General features: G+C 72.0%; 15 protein-coding genes. 9 read left to right on the top strand and 6 right to left on the bottom strand.

Features of this window, described 5'->3' with window-relative positions; all coding sequences use genetic code 11:
* The first annotated feature begins 4 nt into the window (after positions 1-4).
* Positions 5-442 (top strand): hypothetical protein, encoded by a 438-nt coding sequence (locus WBN91_RS09475; RefSeq protein WP_337723377.1) that lies wholly within the window; start codon positions 5-7, stop codon positions 440-442.
* A 196-nt stretch (positions 443-638) separates the two neighbouring features.
* Here WBN91_RS09475 and WBN91_RS09470 read toward each other — a convergent pair whose 3' ends face one another.
* Positions 639-1,514: an SDR family oxidoreductase gene (locus WBN91_RS09470; RefSeq protein ID WP_337723376.1), complete on the bottom strand. Its 876-nt coding sequence runs from the start codon at positions 1,512-1,514 to the stop codon at positions 639-641.
* 372 nt (positions 1,515-1,886) lie between these two features.
* On the opposite strand from WBN91_RS09470, the gene WBN91_RS09465 reads away from it, so the two are divergent.
* From WBN91_RS09465 to WBN91_RS09455, 3 genes are all read left to right on the top strand, one after another.
* On the top strand, positions 1,887-3,155 hold the full coding sequence (locus WBN91_RS09465) for a hypothetical protein (RefSeq protein ID WP_337723375.1): 1,269 nt from the start codon (positions 1,887-1,889) through the stop codon (positions 3,153-3,155).
* Positions 3,152-3,691: a hypothetical protein gene (locus WBN91_RS09460; RefSeq protein WP_337723374.1), complete on the top strand. Its 540-nt coding sequence runs from the start codon at positions 3,152-3,154 to the stop codon at positions 3,689-3,691. Before WBN91_RS09465 ends, WBN91_RS09460 begins: the two co-directional genes overlap by 4 nt.
* Positions 3,692-3,906: 215 nt before the next feature.
* Positions 3,907-7,734, top strand: coding sequence for an nSTAND1 domain-containing NTPase (locus WBN91_RS09455; protein ID WP_337723373.1), 3,828 nt, complete (start codon positions 3,907-3,909; stop codon positions 7,732-7,734).
* A gap of 11 nt (positions 7,735-7,745) precedes the next feature.
* Here the strand turns inward: WBN91_RS09455 and WBN91_RS09450 are convergent, their stop codons facing one another.
* Genes WBN91_RS09450 through WBN91_RS09430 form a run of 5 tightly spaced genes read right to left on the bottom strand, consistent with a single transcriptional unit; the run spans position 7,746 to position 15,688 of the window.
* Positions 7,746-9,977: a protein kinase domain-containing protein gene (locus tag WBN91_RS09450; protein ID WP_337723372.1), complete on the bottom strand. Its 2,232-nt coding sequence runs from the start codon at positions 9,975-9,977 to the stop codon at positions 7,746-7,748.
* Between the two features lie 48 nt (positions 9,978-10,025).
* Positions 10,026-11,282, bottom strand: coding sequence for an nSTAND1 domain-containing NTPase (locus WBN91_RS09445; protein ID WP_337723371.1), 1,257 nt, complete (start codon positions 11,280-11,282; stop codon positions 10,026-10,028).
* Complete coding sequence (locus WBN91_RS09440) at positions 11,279-13,732, bottom strand: tetratricopeptide repeat protein (protein ID WP_337723370.1); 2,454 nt, start codon at positions 13,730-13,732, stop codon at positions 11,279-11,281. The genes WBN91_RS09445 and WBN91_RS09440 overlap by 4 nt, the downstream gene beginning before the upstream one ends.
* Positions 13,733-13,770: 38 nt before the next feature.
* Positions 13,771-15,324 carry a multicopper oxidase family protein gene (locus tag WBN91_RS09435; RefSeq protein WP_337723369.1) on the bottom strand — a complete coding sequence of 518 codons (1,554 nt, stop codon included), beginning with the start codon at positions 15,322-15,324 and terminating at the stop codon, positions 13,771-13,773.
* Positions 15,317-15,688, bottom strand: coding sequence for a hypothetical protein (locus WBN91_RS09430; protein ID WP_337723368.1), 372 nt, complete (start codon positions 15,686-15,688; stop codon positions 15,317-15,319). The genes WBN91_RS09435 and WBN91_RS09430 overlap by 8 nt, the downstream gene beginning before the upstream one ends.
* 90 nt (positions 15,689-15,778) lie before the next feature.
* Between WBN91_RS09430 and WBN91_RS09425 the strand changes: the two genes are divergently transcribed.
* The 5 genes from WBN91_RS09425 to WBN91_RS09405 all read left to right on the top strand — a co-directional run bounded on the left by WBN91_RS09425 (position 15,779) and on the right by WBN91_RS09405 (position 19,566).
* On the top strand, positions 15,779-16,681 hold the full coding sequence (locus WBN91_RS09425) for a LysR substrate-binding domain-containing protein (protein WP_337723367.1): 903 nt from the start codon (positions 15,779-15,781) through the stop codon (positions 16,679-16,681).
* A 29-nt stretch (positions 16,682-16,710) separates the two neighbouring features.
* Complete coding sequence (locus tag WBN91_RS09420) at positions 16,711-17,142, top strand: YybH family protein (protein WP_337723366.1); 432 nt, start codon at positions 16,711-16,713, stop codon at positions 17,140-17,142.
* A 313-nt stretch (positions 17,143-17,455) separates the two neighbouring features.
* Complete coding sequence (locus tag WBN91_RS09415) at positions 17,456-18,247, top strand: hypothetical protein (RefSeq protein ID WP_337723365.1); 792 nt, start codon at positions 17,456-17,458, stop codon at positions 18,245-18,247.
* Between the two features lie 37 nt (positions 18,248-18,284).
* Positions 18,285-18,848 carry an RNA polymerase sigma factor gene (locus tag WBN91_RS09410; RefSeq protein ID WP_337723364.1) on the top strand — a complete coding sequence of 188 codons (564 nt, stop codon included), beginning with the start codon at positions 18,285-18,287 and terminating at the stop codon, positions 18,846-18,848.
* Complete coding sequence (locus tag WBN91_RS09405) at positions 18,841-19,566, top strand: hypothetical protein (RefSeq protein ID WP_337723363.1); 726 nt, start codon at positions 18,841-18,843, stop codon at positions 19,564-19,566. The genes WBN91_RS09410 and WBN91_RS09405 overlap by 8 nt, the downstream gene beginning before the upstream one ends.
* Positions 19,567-19,616 lie beyond the last annotated feature (50 nt).

The raw sequence follows: 19,616 nt of genomic DNA, 5'->3' as shown, positions 1-19,616 counted from the left end.
GGACGTGAAGAAGGCGGACGTCGACGTGGTGCTCCGGGAATTCGAGGACGTTTTCCGGGAGCACGGTTTCTCCGGCGGCAAGGGCAATTACAAGCTGCCCGGCGGCGTCCGCCTGAAGGTCCAACTCGACCGCAACGGGTGGGACCCCGACCTCGGTTGGGGCCTGCTCTTCACCGCCGAGGACACGACGGCGGCGGCCTCCGACGGGAACATCCCGATGGAGGCCCGCGTGCAGATCACGCCGTCGACGCTGGACAAGGTGTTGGGCAAGAAGGCGTTGGGCGCCTTGTACGAGGACAACCCGCGCGTGCGCAGCCGGTTGCGGAGCGGGTGGTTCGCCTTCGAGCACGCCGACCGGCTGCGCGCGGTGCTCCGCTTGGTCCTGGATCCGGCGCTGGCCCACGTCCGGGCGTGGGCCGAATCGGTGCGCTCGGTGTCGTGACAGTATTGCGAAGAATTGTGTTCGAATAGCGTACGAAATGCCGGCGGTGTGGTCATGTTGTGGCCACATTCCGCCGGCTTCGCTACACACAGGGCTTCGCCGTCGGCATCACGCAGGCCGCTACCGGGGCGCCGGCTTCACGGTGGTGGACTCGACCGACATAGGTCGCCTGACGTTCTCGGGGGCGGGTCGGGGGTCAGCGGAAGTCTTCCACGTGATCACGCGTCCACTGGGCGAAGGTGCGGCCGGTTTTTCCTGTCGCCAGGGTGAAGTCGGGTAGTGGCTTCATGAGGTCCGAGTAGTCCTGGTCGGAGTAGCCGTCGTCGCTGGTGCCCTCGCCGCCGTCGTAGTCGACGAACCCGAGCAGCAGGTCGGCGCTCTCGGCGGCGGCACCGCCCATCGCCTTGAGGATGTCGCGGGCTTCCTCGCGCGTGACCTCCTCGTAGCGCACCTGCTCGCCGAGTGCGTCGGCGATGGCCTGCACCTGGCCACGCACGGTGAGCTGCGCCGGGCCGGTGAGGGTGTAGGCCTTGCCGACGTGCTTGTCCTCCAGCAACGCCGCCACGGCGACCGTCGCGATGTCCGCCTCGTGGATCGGAGCGGTACCGAGGTCGTCGCCGAACGGGTAGCGCACCGTCCGCGACCTTCTGATCATCGGACCCCAGATCGGCAGGATGTTCGTCATGAACTCGCCGGGGCGCACGTGGGTCCACTCGAGCCCGGATTCCTCGACGGCGCGCTCGACGCGGGCGTGGTGGTCGGTGTCGAAGCCGAGCGTGACGGCCGCGCCGGACAGGACTACGACGCGCCGCACGCCCGCCTGCTTCGCGAGGTCGACGATCTCGGCGGCGGTCTCCGGCTGCGGGAACAGGAAGAGCTTCTCCACACCTTCGAACGCGGCGGCGACCGACGCCGGCTCGAGCAGGTCGCCCTGGAAGACCTCGACGCCGTCGGGCAACGCGGCCTTCGCCGGGTCGCGGGTCAGCGCCCGCACCGACTCGCCCGCGTGCACCAGCTGGTCGACGACATGCCTGCCGACCAGACCCGTCGCACCGGTCACCAAGATCGTCATAGCGTCTGCTCCCTGTCTTTGCCCTGGTGACACCACCGTAGAGCGAATTCAGGTCACTTTCTGACCGCTATCGAATCCGATGGCGAAGTGGGCACCCGCAGCTCACCCGGAAGGCGCTCGCACGGCCCACCCTCGCCGGGCCGTGCGAGCTGCCCGGACCAGCCCGAGAACGATGTTGTCGAGCAGACCTCGGGGCCGAGGTCGTCGGGCTGGACCGCATGCGAACGGGTCCTCATCCGAGGTCATCCAATTTCTGTTGCACTCGTGCCGCCCGGTCGCTGAGCCCTTGCTGTCGGTGGAGTTCAAGCGCTTCACCCACACCGCCTGTGCTCGCCGGCGTTCGCCAGCGCGGGTGGTTCGTCGCAGCGGACCATGACGTGGGACTACTACCCGGACGGCAAGCTGAAGTCCCGCTCGGACCACGGTGTTCCGGTCGGCGCCGAAGTCGCCCTGGTCGACAACTCCGACACCGGCAACGTCGAGTTGGCCGGCAACTGGGCCACCACCTCGGGCGGTGCCCAGGGGTACGACTACCGCAGCGAGGAGAAGCTCGCGTCGGTCGTCAAGGCCACGACGAGGTACACCTACAACGAGATCGGCGCGCCGGTCACCCGTGAGCACGACCGGCAGAGCTCCGTCTTCGCCTACACCGCTCGCGATCTCGTCGAATCGGTCACCAACACCGAAACCGGCGGCCAGGCCAAGGTCACCCGCTACAGCTACACCGACCGCGGCCAGGTGCGGCAGGAGACCAAGCCCAACGGCAACAAGGTCCTGTACGACTACCACCTCGACGGCGCTCGCCGTCCAGACCGAGCGCAGGGCCGCTACGCCTTCACCGGCGGCAACCCCATCAGCCGCATCGAGATCGACGGGCACGACTGGTTCGACGACTACATGAACGTCATCGACACCACGCAGCCGGCGGCGGACCCCAATGCGCCTCCGCTGCCGTTGCCGCGCGCCGGAGTGCCCTACACCCCCAGCGCGCCGACACCCGCCCCCAGCGTGGAGAACGACAAGCTGAAGCGGATCGTCGACACGATCTACGCCAAGCCCACCGCGCAGGAGGTCCACGGGCGCGGCACGACGGCGGACGCGCTGCGGTACGAGTTGGACTGGGGCCTGAAAGTCGGAGCCCGCAAGGAACGCAGCCACGTCCTGGAAGCGGCGACCCAGTTCGGCTCGCTCGCCCAGTGGCTCGACGACGTGCGGGCCGGGAAGATCACGGCGAGCGAGGCGGACGTCTCGGTGGCCCGCGCCGAAGCCGCGGACCTCTGGGACGCGCTCACCACACCGGACCAGACCGGCATGGTGGTCGACGAGATCAAGGAGGACGAGCGGAAGGACAAGCACTTCCGCAACAACCTGGAAAAGGGCATCTCGAAGGCCGCCGTCGCGGACATCACCGGCGCCCACTTCGGCGCCAGGCCGTACACCGGTCAGCCGTACCTCACCAAGTACCCGCAGTTCGCCGCCGGTTTCGGGAACGCGCTCGGCGTCGTGGGCTTCGGTGTCGCCGCTTACAACAGGGGATGGGAACAGGCGTTCATCGAATCGGTCGACGTCACCGGAGTGGGCGGCCAGTACCTCGAACAGCAGGCCTGCATCCAGTACGATCCGATGTGTGGTGAAGCATGAGGACGGCACCGGTGCCCGCTGATCCGGGCGGCGAGTGGAAAGAGGTCCGAATTCCCGGCGGCCCCTCGGTCCCCGTGCGCAAGGGCAGCCCGATCGACGCGGTTTTCGGCGAGGCCGCCCCGAAGAGCAGCCCGCAACGGATGCCGTGGAGCCTCGGCTCCCTGGGCGACCACTTGTGGCTGCGACTGGAGGAAGCACGCCCGCGCCTCGCCGAACTGGTCCACGAGGAACTGGACCGCGCGATCGAGGAACACCGCCCGCTCCGCCCGCTGGACCCGTTCACGATCGCGAGTGACGTGGTCAGGTACGGGCTGCTGGAGCCCGCGTTCGCCCGGTATCCCGAGAGCGCCGAGCAGTTGGCGAGGTACCTCTCGGTGGTCCGCGAGGGCTACACGGAGGACGAGCCGGGCGGGTACATGCGCCACGCACTCGGTTCGTACGTGCTCGATTGGCTAGCGGCACCGCAGTACCTACCGATGGTCGAACAACTGGACCGTGCGCTTCACGACATTTTGATCGCGGAGTTCATGGATTAGTACCGAGAAAGCGAAAGCGGTCGCCTCCACGCCGGCGACCGTTTTCGCTTTTTCGGGCCACACTGCGCATGGCCGCGGCGCTGATCGAGGTCGCCGCCCAGAGCAGTCCCGCGCGGGTGTGGCAGGAGTGCGCGAAGTTGGACAGATTCCGGTGGCGGGGGCGCCGTGCGGTGGTGCTCGGGTAACGCCGGGCTGGGTGGGGCGATCACGAAGGCGTGGGTACCGGTGAGCGGATCGCGTTGGGCTTGGTGCGGGTTCGCCACGGTGGTGGGGTGGTTGGGGCTGGGTTTTTGGTGGCTGCCGACCTTGTGGTGACCTGTGCGCACGTGATCCCGGACCCGGACCTGCCCGTGACGCTGGACTTCCCCCTCCTGCCCGGCCGGCCGGAGGTGGTCGGGGAGGTCGTGCGGTGGGTGGGGGTCGCGGAGGACGGGGGTGGGGACGTCGCCGTTGTGCGGGTCGTTGCGCCGGGGGGTGCGGCGGCTGTGCCGGTGGCGGCTGATGGTGATGTGTGGGGGCATCGGTTGCGGGTGCTCGGGTTTCCCGAGGGGTATGACGACGGGCGGTGGCTCACCGGGACCCTGCTCGGGCGGCAGGGCACCGGGTGGCTTCAGGCCGAGGTCGACGGGGTGGTGCGGCGGGGGTTCAGTGGTGCGCCGGTGTGGGACGACGATGCTGGTGGCGTGGTCGGGATGCTTGTCGCTGGGGCGCCTGACGGGACCGCGTTTCTCATACCGGGCAGCAACCTTGGACCGGAGTGGACGGCGGCACCGCCTGAGCCCTACCGGGGGTTGGCGCCGTTCGAGGAGGCTGACGAAGCGCTGTTCCACGGGCGGGACGCGGACGTCGAGAGGCTGGTCGACCACGTGCGGCACCGGGGGCTCGTGCTGGTAGCCGGGCCGTCGGGCAGCGGCAAGTCCTCGTTGGTGCGGGCCGGGTTGGTGCCCGTGTTGCGGCGGGACGGTGTCGCGGTGTCGGTCGTGCGGCACACGCCGGGTGTGGGGGCGCGGGCCTTGTTCGCCGATCTCGTCGCCGGGCTCGGCGGTGATCGGCGGGCGGTGCGGGAGTCGTTGCGTGACGCCGAGGACATCGCGTTGCTCGCGGCGGACGTGCGGCGTGAGCACGGCCGGGCGCTGCTGGTCGTCGACCAGTTCGAGGAGGTCGTGAGCCAGGACCCCGGGCTCGCGCGGGAACTGCTCGGGCTGCTGCTCGCCGTGCGCGCGGCCGACATCGGCGTGGTGCTGACCGTGCGTTCCGACTCCTTGGACGACCTGGTCACCCCGGAGACGGCAGCGGCGCTGGAACGCGGGTACCTGCTGGTCGCGCCACCCGACGCCGACGGGTTGCGGGCGGCTGTGGTCGAGCCGGCGCGGGCGGTGGGCGGGGTCGCGTTCGAGGAAGGGCTCGTGGACCGGGTGCTCGCCGACGCCGGGGGCGAACCCGGGCGGTTGCCGCTGGTGGAGTTCGCGCTCACCGAGCTGTGGCGGCGGCGGTCCGGCGGTCTGCTCACGCACCGCGCCTACGACGAGATCGGCGCGGTGTCCGGGGCGTTGACCGACTACGCCGACCGCGTGCTGTGGCGGCACGTCGAGGACAAGGACGGCGCCCGCCGGCTGCTGACCCGGCTCGTGCGCGTGCGGGACCTGACCCGGCGGCGGGTCCCGCTCGCCGAGGTCGAGGACCGCGCCCTGCTGGCGGCGCTGGTGCGCACCCGGCTGGTCGTGGTCGACGACGGTGCGGTGGAACTGGCCCACCAGGCGTTGATCGACCGGTGGGACCGCTTGCGGGGCTGGCTGCACGCGGACCGCGAGTTCCTGGCGTGGCGGGAGGAACTGGCCCAGCGGCGGACCCAGTGGGAGGCGTCCGGACGGGACCCCGGGAGCGTGCTCGGCGGAGTGGCGTTGACGCGTGCGCTGGAGTGGCAGGAACGCCGGCCCGCCGAGCTGCCCGCGGTGGACGTCGAGTTCATCGCGAGCGGACGCGGCCGGCGGCGGCGCTCCTCACGGCAACGCGCGCTGGCGCTCGTGGCGGTGCTCGCGCTGGTGGCCTCGGTGGCCGTGCTGGCGGTCAACTGGCAGGACCAGCGCCGGGCCACGGAGGCCGGGAGCCTCGCCGACGAGTCCCGGCGGCTGCTGCCGCTGGACCCGAACGCCGCCGCCCGGACCGCCGTGCGTGCGTGGCGCACCGACCCCGCGAGCCCGCAGGCCCACAGCGCCCTGCTCAACGCGCGGGTCGCCCTCGCGTCGGTCCGGCGGGTGGGTTCGCGGTCCGGCTCCCTGGTGAGCAGCCTGGACGGGTCTGTGGTCGCCTCCCGGGAGCACGACAGCGGCGACGTCGTCGTCCGCGGCCCGGACGGCGAGTGGCGGGTCGCCGCCGGCTCCGGTGGGGCGCTGGCCCTCAGCCCCGACGGCCGGACCCTCGCGACCGCGTCCGGGGGCGAGGTGTCCCTGTGGGACGTCCGAGGGCGTTCCGGTCCGACCAGGTTGACCGGCACCGACCTCACCGAGGTGTGGCAGCTGCGCTTCGGCCCGACCGGCGCCGTGCTGACCGCCACCGCCCAGTCGACGCGCATCGGGGCCGGGTCCGTGCCCGTGGTGTGGGACACGCGGAAGGGTGATCGGCACTGGCAGGGCGAGCCGGAGTACTTCCTGCGGGCCGTCGCCGTGTCGACCACACGCTTGCTCGTGCTGTCGTACGACGACACCTTGACCGAACGGAACCCCGTGACCGGCGAGGTGGTCCGTGAGTTCGAGCGCGGTTCCAAGTTGCTGGGCAACGGTGATGCCGTCGCGCGCTGCGTGGACGGCGTCATCCGGATCGAGTCCCTCGGTGCCCGGGAGATCGGCGCCGGGCGGGACGTGCCGTGCGAAGAGGGCCGGTTCGACCCCGACATCACCGGCGAATTCGTGACCGTCGCGGTGCCCCCCGACCTGGCCGGCACGACCTTGCGAACCCTGCGGTACCTGCACTGGCGCAGCGGCGAGCTCTACACCCTGCGATCGCCGTTCGCGATCCAGGCCGCGGTGCGCACGGCGTCCGGAGCCCTGGAGGCGGTGCTCGCGGCGTCGGACTTCGCCGGAGACCTGCACGCCCGACCCGACCTGCGGATGGGGGACTCCGACCTCCGCGAGCGCGTGTTCGCCCCGGACCACCGCACGTGGGCGGTCGTGAACCGCGGTGAACTGCTGCTGGTCGACGCCGAGGACGGGCACGTGCGGGCGCGCCGGGACCTCCCCCCAGTCGACCCGCCGAGGGGCCTGACCTTCACCCGGGACGGCCGGTGGCTGGTGCTGCGGGGAGAGGGCCGGCTGGTGGTCCACCGGGCGGACGACCTGGCGGTGCACCGGACCGTCGACCTGCCGACCCGCTTCGGCAAGGGCGGCACGTGGGACGTCGTCGCGATCGGCGGGGCCGAGGTCGCGCTGTTCGCCGACGGGCACCTCCGGTCGTGGCGGGTGGACCTCGGGCAGCCGACCGGCGCCGTCCCCGACTTGGCCGCGGAGCCCGACTTCGTCACCCTGGACCCGCGCCCGGGACCGCCCGGCCGCCTGATCCTGACGACGTACGCCGGGTGGCGGGCGGTGGACCTTGCGACTTCGCCGGACCAGTGGCCGCCGAACGACTGGCCACCCGGCGTCCGGCCGCTGCCGCCCGACGCGGTCCTCGTCGACCCGAGCGGTTCCACCGTGGCCATGAGCTTGCAGCACGGCGGTGTCGTCGTGTCCGATGTGGACAGTGGTGCGCAGGTCCGTTACCTCGACGTGGACTACTCCGACCCCGTGGGGTTCCACGGCGACTTGCTCGTGTTGCGCACCAACGCCGAGTACCAGCTGTGGCGGCAAGGGGTGCTGATCGCCGCTGTCCCGGTGCCGAACTCGACCTGGGGCGCCATCGTGTTCGACGGACGGCTGCGCCTGCTCACCTCGACGTCGACGGAGGGTGACGTGGCCGAGGTGTCGGTGGCGCTGGACGCCCGCGCGCTGGCCGGCGAGTTGTGCGGGATCTACGACGGCCTGTGGGGTGAACTCTGCCAGAACTGGTGACCGGGGCGGTGTCAGTCGACGCAGGGCGGCTCGTAGCGGAGGTGGCGCACTGGGGTCACCCGGGGTGAGGACGGTTTCGCCGCTGCGGCCGTCGCCGAGGACGTCGGGGTGCGGCCGGCGAGGTTGGCGATGAAGGACTGAACCCCGGCCGGGTCGGCGGTGGTGGTCCCGTCCGGGGCGGTGCGTGTCGGTGCGGTGAGGAAGTCGACGTTGCCGGCCGCCAGTTCCTGCATCCGGCGGGCGAAGTCGAGCACGTCCCAGTCGGAGTCGATGGCGACCGTCCGCCGCACGGTGTCGGTGAGCCGGGAGACGGACGCCGGGTCGGTCAGCGTCCCGGAGGACAGCACCTTGTCGACCAACCCCGCCATGAACACCTGCTGTCGCACGATGCGGTCGAGCTCGCCGCGCGGCAGGCCCTGCCGCTGACGCACGAACGAGAGCGCGTCGCCTCCAGAGACCGACTGCCGGCCCGCCTTGAAGGCCGCGCCGGAGTCCGTGTCGGTGGTGTCCGCCTTCAGGCACACCTCCACGCCGCCGACCGCCTCGCTGATCAGGAAGAACCCGTAGAGGTTGAGTTCGGCGTACCGGTCGACCCTGACCCCCGTGAGCTGCTGCACGACCTGGACCAGCGCCTTGCGGCCCGCGTCGTCGGACTCGCGCGCCAACCGGCGTTCGTCGGTGATGCCCCGCGCGCGCAGGTCCGCCTCGGCGCGTTGCTTGGCGACCCCGTAGGCGCTGTTGATCGGTCCGTCGCCCGCGTCGGGGATCGGCACGCGGAGGTCGCGCGGGATGGAGACCGCCGCTGCCTTCCCGCCCTTGTCGGGCACCCGGACCAGCACGACCGTGTCGGTGGCGGTGCCGGACTTCTGCTCGGTGCGCAGTTGCTTGAGCACGTCGTCGGGCAGGCTGCGGCCTTCGGTGTCCGTGCGGCTGTCGGTGCCCACCAGCAGGATGTCGGTGGCCCCGTCGGCCGCGTCGGGGCTGCCCGGCACGCCCAGCACCGGTCCGGTCCGCAGGCCGTCGTCGACGTTGCCCAGGACCACCCAGGTGATCCCGGCGGCCACCAGCACCACGGCCGCCGCCAAGGCGACCACGCTGCGGCGGGCGATGCCGAAGAGTCGTCGGGCACGGCGATCGGACGGCTCGTCGGGCTCGGGGTGGACGTGGGTGGTGAGTGCTTCGGCGGGGTCGGAGGGCTCCACGCGGCCCAGGGTGGGTTCTTCGTCGCGCTTGGGGCCGAACCCGAACGACTTCGTCGGACCGGCGGGCTGTTCGGGCGGCACCACCTCGGTGTCGGCCCGGTCCGGTGCCACTTCGGTGTCGGAGTCGGTGGCCGGGTCGGTCGCGGGTTCGGAGTCGGAGGTGGGTTCGGAGGCTGCGGCGGTCGGCGGTGCTTCGGTGTCCGCTTCAGTGGTCGCCGGCTCGGCGGGAGTGGTGTCCGCTGCGGCCAGTGCGTCGCGGAACTCGGCCGCCGAAGCGTGGCGGCGGGAAGGGTCGGCGGACAGCGCTGTGCGCAGCACGGCCATCACGCCGTCGGGGACGCCGACGATGCCGGGTAGCGGCTGGTCGTGCATCCGGATGATCTCGGTCAGGTTCGGTTCGCCTTGCCGCGGGAATCGGGGCGGCCTCCCGGAGAGTAAGGCGTACAGGGTGGCGCCCAGCGCGTAGATGTCGGCCTGCTCGGTGGGCACTTCCTGCCGGAACGCCTCCGGGGCCGCGTAGGCCGGTGTCAACGCGGTCAGGCTCGCCGAGGACTCCCGCCCCGGTTCGGCCAGGGCGGCCAGCCCGAAGTCGGCCAAGCCGTGCACGCCGTAGCGGTTGACCAGGATGTTGGCCGGCTTGATGTCCCGGTGCAGCACGCCGGCGGTGTGGGCGGCGGCCAGCGCGTCGGCGATCTTCACCGCGAGCGCGCACGCCTCGGCCACCGGCAGTGCGCCCGCCTCCCGCAGGCGGTCGAGCAGCGAGCCGCCGGTGCACAGCTCCATCACCAGGTAGGGGCGGCCGTCGGGCAGGACACCGGCGTCGTAGAGGTCCACCACGTTCGGGTGGCCGGACAACCGCCCGGCGGCCCGCGCCTCGCGCAGGAACCGGCGGCGGTCGTTCTCGTCGAGCACGATCCGGCTGTCGATCTTGATGGCGACCTCGCGGTCCACGCTGACCTGCACGGCCCGGTACACGACGGCGAAGCCGCCGCGCCCGACCACATCGACCACCGTGTACCCGGGCACTTGCGACTGCGGCATCACGATGATCGAGCCTAGCGGCGGATCCGAGCCGGGGACGACCGGCGGTCAGGTGGGTTCGATGATGCGGATGTAGCTGCGCATCCTCGGGTCGGTGAAGCGGTACACGCCCCGGGTCAGGTGGCGCAGGATGGTGGGGCCGGTGGGGGAGGAGAGTTTGGCCATGGCTCTGGTCGGGTTGGGGCCGTGGGGCAGGCGGGTGCGGAGTTGGGCGACGGTGAACTCGTCGTCGTCCAGGGAGGCGGCGGCGATCAGGACGTCGCGGAAGGTGGCGCTGGAGGAGCGGATGCTGCGGGCGTACTGGCTTTGCAGCGTGCTTTCCGCGTCGTCGACCGCGGTGGCCAGGGCCGCGGGGAGGGCGTCGAGGGTGATCACGGTGGTGCGCTCGCGGATGGCGCGTTCGGCGCACTTGAGGGCCAGCAGGTGGGTGAAGTGCGGGAAGCCGGCGCTCACGCGGGCGATCTCGGCGATGACGTCCTCCTCGAACCGCAACCGCAGGGCGTCGGCGCCGGCGCGGACGATGGCGCTCAGCTCGTCGGTGGACATGCGGTGGAGCCTGGTCTCGCGTAACGACCGTTGCACCGACTTGTGCCCGTCGGTGAGTTCGGCGGCGGTGTCGGCGATGCCCACCAGGAAGAGCGTGAACGGGGCCGAGGCGTCGCTGAGGTGCTTGATCAGCTCGGCGATCTTGCGCCGGGTCGCCGGGTCCTCCACCACGTCCAGCTCGTCGATCAGCATGAAACCGCCGAGGCCGGCCAGGTGTCGTGCCGCCTCGGCCGCGCCGATCACGCCGTCGGGGCGGTAGGTGGTGGTGCTGCCGCGTTGCCGTTCGCGTTCCAGGCCGACCAGGTCGAAGAGCGTGGCGTCCTGTTTCGTGGTCGTGGTTTCCTGCGCGGTGTACTCGACGCGCTGCACGTCCACCCCGGCCACGGCGAGCGGTTCGCGGAAGATCGACTCGAACGTGTCGGTGTGGTCGCACCGCTTGACGTAGTAGCGCAGCATCGTGGCCTGGTGGGCGGCGAAGGCGGCCACGTTGGCCAGGGAACTCTTGCCCACACCGCGGTCGCCGTAGAGCAGGACGTGCTGTCCGGGGGTGTTCAGGACCTGCACGACCCGGCCGATCTCCGCCCCGCGCCCGGCGAGCATGTACCCGGGCTGGATCGGCTGGTGCGGCGTGAACACCTCGCGGACGCGGGACGCCACCACGTCGGCTTCGGCGATCAGGTCGAACGGGTCGGCGACCAGGCCGCCCGGGTAGCGCGGGCGCAGGCGGCTGCGCCAGCCCTGCTTCGCGGGGTCGGTCATCGCGCGTCCTTGGTCCGGCGCGGGGCGGCGCGGCGGGAGCGGGCCTCGGCGAGCAACCTCTCGTCCAGGGCGAGGTTCTCGGCGACGCGGACCGTGTCGGGGTGGTCCGGGCCGAGCACCCGGCGCAGCCGTTCGACGGTGTCCCGGTCCAGGTCGCGGGCTCGGTCGAGGTCGCCGAGCAGGCGCAGGTCGCCGGCGAGGTTGTTGGCGGCCAGCAGGGTGGCGGGGTCGTCCTTGCCCAGCGTGAAGCGGTAGCGCTGGAAGGTGTACTCGTCGAGGTCGCGCGCGGCGGCCACGTCACCGGACGCGGCTAGCGCTGCGGCCAACGTGCTCGCGGCGTGCAACGTGTCCGGGTGGTCGGCGCCCAGCACGACCTGGATGCGGTCGAATGTCTCCTCGGCGAGGACAAAGGCCGAATTGTGGTCGCCTTGGTCCAGGTAGTCCGCCGCGAGGTCGGTCTTCGCGGTCAGGGTGCGGGGGTGGGAACGGCCGTAGATCCGTTCGGAGGACTCCACCACCCGCCGCCTCAGCGCCGTGGCGCGCTTGTGCTGTCCGACGCCGTGGAGGGTGGTCGCGAGTTCGGCGAGCACGGCGAGCGCAATGGGGTCGTCGTCGCCCGACTGGCCCGTTGTGGTTTCGGCGAGGCGTTCCAACCGGGTGACGGCCTCGTAGTGGTTGCCCGCTTCGCGGAGCGACACGGCCAGCGCGATCTCCGCCGGGACACCGCGGTCGTCCCCGCGGATCACGGCAGGACGCGCCAGGACGTCCAGAGCGACAGCTTGCTCGACGCTGTGCCCGGATCGCTCGACCATGCGGACGTCCCGGAGGATGCGGTCCGACAGGTCGTCCATGCCCACCTCGTCGAGGTAGGAGGAGGCGGCACGCAAGAGCGTCACGACCGGCCGGTGGACCGACCGCAGCCGCTTCACCCGGTCGTGGATGACCAGCGCCGACCTGATCAGTTGGTCCCAGCCGAGCGCGTTTTCCCCCGTGTCGCCCTGGATCTCGCTCAGCAGCACCTCCGCCGCCGCCGAGACCCACGCGTCGGCACCGCCGAAGTTCACGCTCGCCGCACGCAATTCCTCGACCAGGACCGGGTGGAGGGTGACGGTCGCGTCGTCGGAGCGCCCGATGACGCTCAGGGTGCCCAGGCCGGAGAAGTAGAACTGGAACCAGCCGGGGGTCACGCTCGCGCCGCGCAGCGGGGTCACGCGCCTGGGCATGACTTCGAGTTCCCAGTTGAGCAGCGAGATCGGCACGCGCTCACCACCCAGCCACGCGGCCAGCGTCAAGGTGTGGGCCACGCTCTCGGCCCGTCGCCACAGCGTGTTCACCAGCAGACCTGCGGCGGCCTGCCCGACATTGCGCTCTGTGGACAGCGTGTCGAACGGGTCTGTGTTCGCGGAGAAGCGAAGGGTGGTGGCAGTCGCCGACAGTGCGAGCGGCAGTCCCTGGAGGCCCTTGGACAGTCGGCGCGTTTGGGCGGAGGTGAGCTTGTCGGTGTCCCGGAGCAGGCGGGTGGAGTCGGCCTTGGTCAGGCGGGTGACGGGATGGGCGGGGAGGCCGAGGTCGAGGTCGAGGTTCGAGGTGGTGATCAGCACTTCGACGGGGCTGTCGAGGACGTGCCGGGCCAGGTCGGGGTCGTCGAGGTCGTCGAGCACCAGGAGGTAGCGGCCGGTCGGGCGGCGCAGCAGGGAGCGCAGGTCCTCGACCGCCGCCGGGACGTCGTCGTGCGGCGAGCCCAGCGCGCGGGCGAGTTCGGCCAGGGCCAGGGGGATCGCCTCGGGGAGGGAGCACGGGATCCACCACACGACGTCGTAGGCGTCCGAGTGCCGGTGGACGTAGGCCGCCGCGACGGTGGTCTTGCCGATGCCCGGCGGGCCGGTCAGCAGGCGCGGGCTCGGCGAGCGTTCCCGCCAGAGGCGATCGAGGAGGTCTTCCCGGCCCAGCACCGGGTGCGCCGGCTCGGGCGGCAGTCGGCGCAGGACCCGGTGGGCGGTGTCGCCGCGCAACCGGCGGTGGTGGGTCACGATGTCGAGCACCGCGTCGTACAGGTCGTCCGGGGTCGAGACCGTGGGGCGGTCGGCGAGGCGGGCGCGGAAGGGCAGTTGGGTGCCGCTGCGGTCGAGGAACACCCGGGCGGGGCCGACGACGTCCTCGCCCAGCAGGACCTCGACGTGCGGCAGGCCGGCGCGGGTGGCCCGGTCGAGGTCGAGGTCGCCCAGGGGTCGCGAGCCGCTGTCGACGCCCGGGCGGAAGCCGACGACCAGGAGCACCAGGTCCGTGTCGTCGAGGTGCCGCCACCGGTCCGGGCCGGTGCCGGGTTCGACGGGGATCGCGCCGGCCGCCCGGACCGCCTCGGCCGCCGCGCGGGCGAACGGGCGCTCGGCGGGGAACTCGGCGAGTTCCTCCGTGTAGCCGAGGAACACCCGCAGCCGTCTCGGTGCCATGCGGATCATCTTTCCAGGTGGCACCGGGGAAAGCGCTGTTAGACGACCTCGATGTTGGCCATCATGCCCATGTCCTCGTGTTCGGCGTTGTGGCAGTGGAAGAGGTAGCGGCCCCGGTAGGCGTCGAAGCGGGTGATGATCTCGGCCGCTTCGCCGGGGCGCAGGGAGATCGTGTCCTTCAAGCCCGCGTCGTGGGGGAGGGGTGGTCGGCCGCCGCGGGAGAGGATCCGGAAGCCGACCAGGTGCAGGTGGACGGGGTGGTGGACGTCGGCTGCCAGGCGCCACACCTCGGTGTCGCCCAGGTGGGTGGTGACGTCGGTGCGGGCCGGGTCGAAGGGGAGGCCGCCGATCAGCCAGCCGTGGCGGCCGTGGGTGCGGCCGGCGCGGAAGGAGAACTCGCGCACCCGGGTCGCGTCCTCACGCCGCCAGACGGGCAGGTCGGTGGACAGGGTGGTGGGGATGTGGCTGTCGTCGGTGGCTCGGCGGGCGACCCGGAAGGCCATGACGTCGCGGGTGCGGCCGGAGCCCAGGCGGTTGAGCAGGCGGACGCGGGTGCCGATCGGGACCGAGGCGAAGTCGACGACCAGGTCGTAGCGCTCGGCGGGGGCGATGGGGAGGGACTGGTGGGTCACCGGAGTGGTGAGGAGGCCCTGGTCGGCGCCGATCTGGACCAGATCGAGTACGCGGCCGTCGTCGGCGACGGCTTCCAGGTCGTAGTGCCGGGCGTTGGAGGCGTTGAGAACGCGGAGGCGGTAGCGGGCGGCGTCGACCTCGTGCACCGGCCAGGGGGCGCCGTTGACCAGGATGACGTCTCCCAGCACACCGGCGAAGTACGGGTCCTGCACGCCCGGCAGCACCCGCAGGCCGGGGTCCAGGGACGGGTAGGCCAGGCTGCCGTCCTCCGCGAACGCCCGGTCCGCGATCATCAGCGGCAGCTCGCGCGGGCCGGCGGGCAGGCCCAGGGCCTCCTCGGCGTCGTCGCGCACCACGTGCAGCCCGGCCAGGCCGCGCCAGATCGCCGGGGCGGTGAAGTCCATGCGGTGGTCGTGGTACCAGAGCAGCGTCGGGCGCTGGTCGAGCGGGAACGTGTAGTCGCGGGTCAGCTCCGTGACCACGGCGCGCGGGTCGGGCATGGTGTGGCCGCCCTCGTGCCAATCCTTCGGCAGCACCAGGTCGGTCGGGTAGCCGTCGGACTCCGCCGGGGTGCGCCCGCCGTGCAGGTGGACCACAGTCGGCACGGGCAGCGCGTTGCGGTGGGTCACGGTGATCGGGCGGCCCCGGCGGGACTCGATCGTCGGGCCGGGGAAGGTGCCCTCGTACGTCCACAGTGGAGTCTTGATGCCAGGCAGCACCTCGGCGACGACTTCCCGCTGGGTGATCTCGTAGTGGTCGCCGCGCACCGGCCGCAGCACGGGCGGGATCGGCAGCGGCGCCTGGTAGGGCGGCGGCAGGGGCACGGCGCTGCGCAACTCGTCGCCGGTGGTCGGCGGTCGGCGGGACAGGGCGGCGGCGGTGGACAGGCCGGTGACCGCGACCAGCCCGAGCGCGCCGCCGATGCCCAGCACCTGCCGCCGGGTCAGGTGCTCACGCATCGCGCGTCACCCGCCAGGTCGCGATGAATTGCACCACCAGCGCGGCGATGGTGGCCACGCCGAGCGGCACGTGCAGCCACAGCGCTCCGCCCAGGCCCGCGAAGTACTGCACCGTCTCGGCCACGACGACCGCCAGCGTCGCCAGGAACGGCCAGGCCCGCCGCAGCCGCACCCACACCACGGTCGCCACGACGAGTTGCAGGTAGCCCAGCGAGGTCACGACGTCGGCGCCGAGCGCGTGCAGGCGCAGCCCGTCGAACTCCCCGGTCAGGTAGACGCCGGCGAACACCGGTTGGCCCGCGATCGCCACGACGTGCGCGCTGACGACGCCCCGGAAGACCCACTCGGCCGGTCTCGTGGCCATGAAGCACCTCCTTGTTCCGCGGCCACGCTATGACCCGGAGCGTTATCTCGTCTAAGATCAATATCGCTATGGTGTTATGACCGTGGAGGCATGGTGGAGCTGAACTCGCTGCGGCAGTTCCTGGTCGTGGCCCGGCTGGAGCACCTCAGCCGCGCCGCCGACGAGCTGCGCGTCGCCCAGCCGTCGCTGAGCCGCACCATCGCCCGGTTGGAGACCGACCTGGGAGCGCCGCTGTTCGACCGGAGCGGCCGGCTGCGGCTCAACGACACGGGGAAGCTCTTCCGCGACCACGTCGAACGCGCTCTGGGCGAACTGGACGCCGGACGACGGGCCGTCGCGGAGGCCGCCGATGGGGGCGTGGGCAGCGTGCGGCTGGCGTCGGAGACGTTCCTGACCCTCACCGGTCCGCTCGCGGCCTTCAAGCGCGCGCACCCGTCCGTCGAGGTGGCGCTGCACTGGGCTCCGTCCGACGACATGGCCCGCCGGCTGCGCGCCCAGGAGGTGGACCTGTGCGTCGCCTCCCAGCCGGTCCACGCCGAGGGCGTCGAGTCCGCGACCCTGTTCGAGGAGCCGGTGGGGGTGGGGGTGGCGCTGGACCACCCGCTGGCGAGCCGCACGTCCGTGACCGTCGAGGACCTAGCCGACCAGCCTTTCGTCACGGCTCGCGAGGGCCACTGGATCCGCCGCCTGCTGGACCGCCTCTTCGCCGCCCGAGGCCTCACACCCAAGGTCGTGTGCGAGACCGACGAACCCGCCGCCATCGCAGAGTTGATCAGCGCGGGCCTGGGCGTCGGCCTCGTCCCGGGCTTCGCCCGCCACAGCCTGGCCCGCCCGCCGGGCATGTGGATCGCCGTCGACAGCCCCGACTGCCGGCGCACCGTGACCCTGTACTGGGGCACGGACACCCACCTGTCCACCGCCGCCCGCCTGATGCGCACGACGATCAGCGAGTGGGACTGGTCCGTCACATTTCGGGGCGCTGCGTTGTCTTAACGGTGGAACCAACCGGAAGGGGATCGGTCGTGGCGAACTCGGGCGAGGCCGGGATCAGGGAGCGGATCGGCGCGATCGCGCAGGGCATCCGGGACAAGGACCTGGAGGGCTTGGCACGGCTCTACGCGCCGGATGTGGTGTCGTTCGACATCGACCCGCCGTTGCAGCACGTCGGGGTCGAGGCGAAGCTGGAGAACTGGGCGAGGGTCTTCACGTTCTTCGCGGAGCCCACCTACGAGGTGCGCGACCTGACCGTGGTGGTGGGCGGCGAGGTGGCCTACGCGCACTTCTTCGGACGACTCAGCGGAACCCTGGCAAGCGGCGCGACGACCACCGGCATGTGGGTCCGCGGCACCTTGTGCTTCCGCGAGGTCGAGGGCACCTGGCTCATCGCACACGACCAGGTCTCAGTCCCCCTGGACATCGCGACCGGCCGGGGCGTGACCGACCTGGAACCCTGAGGGCGGCACATCGCTGCGCCGGCCGCACGCCCGGCTTTGTCGGTACCCCGTGAGACGATCGCATCGGGGGCCGGAGGCTGGCGGCGGCGCGACGGATGGGTTGGGTGCGGCCGGCTGGTTGTGGCGGCGGGCGGCAGGGGACAGGCGCACCGGATGGGATCGAGGTGCGTGGCGGGCGGGGTGGTCGGGCCTGCGTCGGGTCGCGGCGGGACCCCCGGTCGAGTGGTTTCGCGGCACGTCGGGGGGCCGATCGCAAGATCGAAGCGCACGCTGGTGTCTGCTGTGGACGGTCGACATCGGGGTGGGGGTGCGGGTGGGTACTTCGCAGGAGCGGCGGGACCAGCGGCGGGCGGCGGTGCGGCGGACCGGGCCTCCGCCTCGGCGGCGGCCCCGGTTCCTCACGGTGGGGCGTGCGGTGTTGTTCGGGGCGATCGCCCTGTTGGTCGGCGGTGTGGTGAAGCTGCTGGTGCCCTCGATGACACCGCTGCTCAGCGCCGGGCTGGCGATCGGGCTCGGCGCCGTGCCGCTGATCGTCGACCTGTTGCGGGAGCTGCCCGAGCGGCGGGCCAAGGGGTCCACGATGGGGCCGTTCGCGGCGGCGGCGTTCGTGTTGCTGGTGGTCGGCGGGGGCACGGCCTACGCGTTGTCCTGGACGATCGACCGGATCACCGGCGGCGAGACCGTGCGCGCCCAGCGGCTGGCCGCGCCCGTCGAGGGGACGCTCGGGCCGCTGGCGATCAAGGTTCACAAGGTCGAGGTGACCGACAACTTCACCAAGGTCACCTTCACCGCCGTCAACCGCAGCACCCTGTCCGCCAAGGTCAGCGTCGTCGACTCCTGCCGCCTGGGCGCCGAGGGCGCCGAGTTCCGCCTCGACGGCCTCTTCGACGTCCTGCGCGAGCCCTTCTTCCTCGACGTCCCCGGCGGCGGCACGCCCGTCACCCAGACCTTCTCCTTCCCCGGCACACCCGAACCCGGCCGGACCAAGATCGCCATGACCTGCGGCTCCGTCTCCTGGAGCGGCTCGGACCCGAAGTGGTCCAACCGCGAGTTCGTGGGACGCCCGCTGCGCATCGGGGACGTCGAACTCGCGCCCGCGGGCTGATGTGGAACCTTCGGCCCCTGTGCGGTGTAGAGGGGGCATGACGGCAACCGCCACGGACGAGGCAGGGCTGGTGGCCCGCGCCCGGGACGGCGACCAGACCGCGTTCGCCGACCTGGTGCGGGCGCACCACTCGGCCGCGCACCGCGTCGCCGTGCTGCTGGGCGCGGGCGCGGAGGCCGACGACGTCGTGCAGGACGCCTTCGTCCGCGCGCACGCCGGCCTGTCCGGCTTCAAGGCGGACGCGGCGTTCCGGCCCTGGCTGCTGCGGATCGTCGCGAACCTGGTCCGCAACCTGCACCGCTCGCGCGGCCGGCGGCGGGACGTGCTGGCCCGGTTCGTCGCCCACGGCCCGCCCGCCGACGAGCCCGAACAGCCCGAAGCGCTGGTGCTGGCCGACGAGCGCCAACGCGCGCTGTGGTCGGCGCTGTGGCTGTTACCCGACACGTACCGGCAGGTGTTGGGCTGCCGGTACGTGCTGGACCTGTCGGAGGAGGAGACGGCCCACGTGCTGGCGTGGCCCAAGGGCACCGTGAAGTCGCGGGCCGCACGGGCGCTCAAGCGGTTGCGGGCACAGCTGGAAGACGAGGTGGACCGTGGCTGAGCGGCTGGAGGACGAGCTGCGCGCCCTCGGGCGCGAGTGGGAACGGGAACCCGACGACGCCACCGTCGCGGCCATCACCCAAGCGGCCACCAAAAGGCGCGGGATCGGCGACATCAGCGTGCTGGCCGCGGCGGCAGCCCTGCTGACGGCGGTGTCCGTGGCGGGTGTCGTGGTGCCGTGGGTGGCCGCCCGCGACGCGGTACCGGTCGCCACAACAGCCCCGACCGCCCCGACGACCGCGGTGACCGGGAACCGGTGGCGGTCGACCTACTGCGGGGAACTGGGCACGGAGCCCCTCCTGGCCACCTCGGACGCGATCTTCGAGATCACCGGCTGGCGCCCGCCGGGCTTGGGCACGCCCTGGGGCAACCCCCTGGAACTGCGGATCACCGAACCGGGCGACGAGCACGGGATCACCCTGGTGACCTACCGGGTCGACGGCCGCCCGCTCACCCTGGAGCGCTACCCGCTCGGCACGACCTTCCCGCCACCCGAGCGCGGGCAGACGACGGAGGTGCCGCTCGACGGCGTGACCGCGCTGCTGGTCCAAGCCCCGTCGCTGACCGGGTACGCGGTGGAGTTCCGCCGGGGCGAGACCCTGCACGGCCGGTGGGACTGCTCGGCGCCGCGCCTGATGTGGGTCAAGGGCGGCGAGGCGTTCGCGCTCACCGGCCGGGTGCCGCTGGAGGACATGGTGGCGCTGGCGAAGACCATCTGAATCGGGGGTGGTGGTCCCGCGGTGGGCGGACGCCGTTGTCCACCCACCGC

It is taken from the genome of Saccharothrix sp. CCNWYY140 (genome assembly GCF_037401995.1).
GTDB lineage: Bacteria > Actinomycetota > Actinomycetes > Mycobacteriales > Pseudonocardiaceae > Actinosynnema.
Note: the sequence above shows the minus strand (reverse complement) of the source record. Positions and strands in the feature narration are given on the sequence as shown.

Excerpts from the sequence above, each read along its gene's own strand:
- WBN91_RS09470 (WP_337723376.1), bottom strand. The coding sequence starts at position 1,514 with ATGACGATCTTGGTGACCGGTGCGACGGGTCTGGTCGGCAGGCATGTC.
- WBN91_RS09465 (WP_337723375.1), top strand. The coding sequence starts at position 1,887 with ATGACGTGGGACTACTACCCGGACGGCAAGCTGAAGTCCCGCTCGGAC.
- WBN91_RS09460 (WP_337723374.1), top strand. The coding sequence starts at position 3,152 with ATGAGGACGGCACCGGTGCCCGCTGATCCGGGCGGCGAGTGGAAAGAG.
- WBN91_RS09450 (WP_337723372.1), bottom strand. The coding sequence starts at position 9,977 with ATGCCGCAGTCGCAAGTGCCCGGGTACACGGTGGTCGATGTGGTCGGG.
- WBN91_RS09445 (WP_337723371.1), bottom strand. The coding sequence starts at position 11,282 with ATGACCGACCCCGCGAAGCAGGGCTGGCGCAGCCGCCTGCGCCCGCGC.
- WBN91_RS09440 (WP_337723370.1), bottom strand. The coding sequence starts at position 13,732 with ATGGCACCGAGACGGCTGCGGGTGTTCCTCGGCTACACGGAGGAACTC.
- WBN91_RS09435 (WP_337723369.1), bottom strand. The coding sequence starts at position 15,324 with ATGCGTGAGCACCTGACCCGGCGGCAGGTGCTGGGCATCGGCGGCGCG.
- WBN91_RS09430 (WP_337723368.1), bottom strand. The coding sequence starts at position 15,688 with ATGGCCACGAGACCGGCCGAGTGGGTCTTCCGGGGCGTCGTCAGCGCG.
- WBN91_RS09425 (WP_337723367.1), top strand. The coding sequence starts at position 15,779 with ATGGTGGAGCTGAACTCGCTGCGGCAGTTCCTGGTCGTGGCCCGGCTG.
- WBN91_RS09410 (WP_337723364.1), top strand. The coding sequence starts at position 18,285 with ATGACGGCAACCGCCACGGACGAGGCAGGGCTGGTGGCCCGCGCCCGG.